The sequence below is a fragment of the Pseudomonas sp. GM102 genome, from assembly GCF_000282555.1.
In the GTDB taxonomy this organism is placed as follows: domain Bacteria; phylum Pseudomonadota; class Gammaproteobacteria; order Pseudomonadales; family Pseudomonadaceae; genus Aquipseudomonas.
This window is the reverse complement of the sequence record NZ_AKJB01000034.1, coordinates 1-4,012: the sequence shown is the minus strand read 5'-3', so window position 1 is coordinate 4,012 and position 4,012 is coordinate 1. Positions and strand designations below refer to the sequence as shown.

Here is a 4,012-nt window from a genome sequence, read left to right as displayed (position 1 = left end):
GAGCGTGGGAACGATCAGTTACAGGGGATTTTGGGTTAGCCGTAGAAACGGGGGCGGTCTGGCAGGCCGACTTTTACGATCTGGCCGCTGTTCTGCGCTTCGATGCACGCGTCTGCTGCGACGGCGGCGGCGAAACCATCCCATGCCGACGGCCCGCCGACCTGCCCGGCCCGCACGCCATCGATAAACGCCTGCAATTCGACGTCATACGCGGCGATGAAACGATCCTTCCAATCCATCAGAATCGCATTCGACAGCTTCGCCCCGCTGCGCAATTGAACCTGCGACGGCTCCGGCAGTTTGGCGATGCCGGTCTCCCCCACCACTTCGCACTGGATGTCGTAGCCGTATTGGCAATTAACGAACACTTCCACATCGATGCGCGTGCCCTTGGCGGTTTCCAGCAGCACGATCTGCGGGTCTTTCAAATGGGTGTGGGCCTTGCTGGTCTTGCGCGGGAACACCACTTGCACCGACACATAATCGTCATCGAGCAACCAACGCAACACGTCCAGCTCATGGATCAGCGTGTCGGTGATCGCCATGTCGGTCTTGTAGTTTTCACCTACGGTCGGGTTACGGTGAGCGCAATGCAGCATCAACGGCTCGCCGATCTGGCCGCTGTCGATCACTGCTTTCAACGCCCGATACCCTTCATCGTACGGGCGCATGAAACCGACCTGCACCAGCCGCTTGCCGTGGGCCACTTCGGCCTCGACGATCTTGCGGCAGCCTTCGGCAGTGACCGCCAGCGGTTTCTCGCAGAACACCGGTTTGCCGGCGGCAATCGCTGCCAGTACAAATTCTTCGTGGCTCGGGCCCCAGGAAGTCACGAGGATCGCGTCGACTTCCGGTGCCTTGATCAGCGCATGACCGTCGGGATAGACCTCGGCAGTCAGTTTCAGATCGGAAACGACCTTGGCCGCTTGCTGCAAATTGATGTCGGTGACCGCGACGACCTGGCTGTTGAGCAAGGTCTGGCTGCAACGACGGATATGGTCCTGGCCGATGGCCCCGGTGCCGATGACGCCAATGCGCAACGAATTTGAAAGCGAAGACATATAAACACTCCTGTTTGTTCGTTTCAGGGCAATCAGTATTGACGGGCCTTGGCCAGTCGTTCGTTGAGGGTCTTGGCCACCGCATCGGTGCGGGCGCTGGTGGAGACTTGCGCCACGCCGACCCGCCACCACGACAGGTATTTGTGAATCATCGTCTTGGGCAAAACCTTGATATCGATCAGCGTCGACACTGTCTGCAAACGCGCATCGGCCAACGCGGCTCGCAGCTCTTCAACCGTGTTCACCTTGTAAGTCTTGCAGCCGTAAGCCGCCGCGCTCATGGCGAAATCCACCGGCACGAAACCGCCATCGAGCTTGCCGGTTTCCGGGTTGCGAAAACGGAACTCGGTGCCGAAGCTGTCCATGCCGTGTTCCATTTGCAAGTTGTTGATGCAGCCGAAGGTCATATTGTCCAGCAGCACCACGTTGATCTTGCGTCGCTCCTGGATCGAGGTCGCCAGTTCCGAGTGCAGCATCATGTAGGAGCCGTCGCCCACCAGTGCATAAACCTCACGCTCCGGCTCGGCGAGCTTCACGCCCAGTGCGGCGTTCACCTCGTAACCCATGCACGAATAACCGTACTCGACGTGGTAGGTGTTCACGCCCTTGCTGCGCCAGCTGCGCTGCAAGTCACCGGGCAAACTGCCAGCGGCGGCGACGATCACGGCGTCATCGGCCAGGGTTTCATTGAGCACGCCGAGCACCCGGCTCTGGGTCAGGCAGGAACCGGTCAGCTCGATGAATTCGCGCAGTACCGCCGGGTCCATGTGGTCGTTGATTTCCGGGACGAAATCTTTGGCCTGGTATTCGACCTGATAAATGCGATCGACTTCCTCATCCAGTTGCGCCTTGGCCTGACGGGGTTGATCGCCCCAGCTCGAGCGGTAATCACCCAGTACTTCGGCCAGTGCCTGCAGACCGGTTTTGGCGTCTGCCAGCAGTTGCACGCCGTCGAGTTTCAGCGCATCGCAAGGGCTGATATTGAGGTTGAGAAATTGCACATCCGGGTGCTTGAACAAAGATTTCGACGCGGTGGTGAAATCGCTGTAGCGAGTGCCGACACCGATGATCAAATCAGCATCCTTGGCCAGCAGGTTCGCCGCCAGGCAACCGGTTTCGCCGATCCCGCCGACGTTCAGCGGATGGCTGGACACCACCGCGCTCTTGCCGGCCTGGGTTTCGGCAAAGGGAATATCGAAGCGCTCGGCAAACGCCTGCAACGCTGCATTGGCGCCGGAGTATTTGACCCCACCGCCGCAGATGATCAGCGGCTTGCGCTTGCCTTTGAACAGTGCCAAGGCATCACCGAGCATCGCCTCGGTGGCCGGGCGGCGCTCGATGCGATGCACGCGTTTTTGCAGGAAGTAATCGGGATAGTCGTACGCCTCGGCCTGCACGTCTTGCGGCAAGGCCAGGGTCACCGCGCCGGTTTCGGCGGGGTCGGTGAGCACGCGCATGGCGTGGATCGCCGCGGTCATCAGTTGCTCGGGACGGTTGATCCGGTCCCAGTATTTGCTCACGGCCTTGAAGGCATCGTTGGTGCTGATGCTCAGGTCGTGGAATTGCTCGATCTGTTGCAGCACCGGGTCGGGTTGGCGGCAGGCGTAGACGTCGCCGGGCAACAGCAGCAAAGGGATGCGGTTGGCAGTGGCCGTCGCGGCAGCGGTCAGCATGTTCGCCGCCCCCGGCCCTACCGATGAAGAGCAGGCGTAGATCTTGCGCCGCAGGTGTTGCTTGGCAAAACCGATGGCGGCGTGGGCCATGCCTTGCTCGTTACGGCCCTGATGGACGATCAGGTCGCCGCTGTCCTGTTCCAGGGCTTGCCCCAGACCCAGCACATTACCGTGGCCGAAAATGGTAAAGATCCCGGCGACGAATTTGCTCTGGACCCCATCGACCTCGATGTACTGGTTATCGAGGAATTTCACCAGGGCCTGGGCCATGGTCAGTCTTGTTGTGGTCATGCTTGCACCTTTTCTGTATGCAAATCCGATCCCCTGTAGGAGCTGCCGAAGGCTGCGATCTTTTGATCTTGATCTTTAAAAACAAGATCAAGAGATCGCAGCCTTCGGCAGCTCCTACAGGGGGAGATGTCAACTCAGGGATTTCTGCAGGTGATCCATGCTCGCGCCAATCGCCGTCTGGATATCCGCCAGGCCATGGACGCTGTCGGCGAACGGTTCGAACGACAGGTAGCCGCTGTAGCCGGTCGCGAGCAAGGTTTCGATCTGCGCCGCGTTACCGAGGATGTCGCCCTCACCCACCAGCACCCGGTGGCCGTCGCGGATGGTCGCCAGTGGTGCCTCGGCATCTTCGACGCCGGAGATGTGCACCAGCCCGGTCAGCTCGGGGAAGAATTCATGTTCGCAGGCCAAGTGATGGTGAAAGGTGTCATGCACCAGACGGAACACATCCAGCCCACCGATGGCCTTGATCGCGTCGACCGCCGTGCGTTTGCGCCGCAGTGAGCATTCTTCGAAACCCAGCGGCTCGATGAAACCGAGGATGCCGTGATCGCGCAGGATCGGCGCCAGTTCACTCAACGCCGTGCGTAGCCCGGAAGCACGCTGCGCCTCGGTTCGTGGATCGGCACGGTCGTTCAATGGGCACATCACCAAACCCTGCGCGCCGCAATCACGGGCATAAGCGGCGAGCTTCAGAGCGTGTGCACGGCGCTCGTCATTCCAGACATCGAACGGATACAGCGCGTTGATCGACAGCACGGTGATGCCTTTGGCCGCGCACAGCTCACGCACATGTTCGGGCGCGGTGCCGTCCTCGATCTCGACACCCTTGAGGTCGTTGCGGATCTCGATGGCGTCGGCCTTGAGGGTCACCGCCAACTCGATGAACGCGGGCAGGGACAAACGTGGGGCGACCATACGATTCAGGGCGAAACGCAGGGGTTTGCTCATTTTTTGTTGTTCTCCGCACAAGTGAATTATTTGGCT

General features: G+C 60.2%; 3 protein-coding genes. All 3 read right to left on the bottom strand.

Annotated features, from left to right (window positions below; genetic code table 11):
* Window positions 1-35 precede the first annotated feature (35 nt).
* The gene (locus PMI18_RS22570; RefSeq protein ID WP_007897190.1) at window positions 36-1,061 is read right to left on the bottom strand and encodes a Gfo/Idh/MocA family protein; all 1,026 of its coding nucleotides are present in this window, start codon (window positions 1,059-1,061) and stop codon (window positions 36-38) included.
* Window positions 1,062-1,093: 32 nt separating this feature from the next.
* A complete protein-coding gene (iolD, locus tag PMI18_RS22575) occupies window positions 1,094-3,025 on the bottom strand; it encodes a 3D-(3,5/4)-trihydroxycyclohexane-1,2-dione acylhydrolase (decyclizing) (RefSeq protein WP_007897188.1) in 1,932 nt (643 codons plus the stop codon).
* Between the two features lie 129 nt (window positions 3,026-3,154).
* Window positions 3,155-3,976: a TIM barrel protein gene (locus tag PMI18_RS22580; RefSeq protein WP_007897185.1), complete on the bottom strand. Its 822-nt coding sequence runs from the start codon at window positions 3,974-3,976 to the stop codon at window positions 3,155-3,157.
* Window positions 3,977-4,012: the final 36 nt, after the last annotated feature.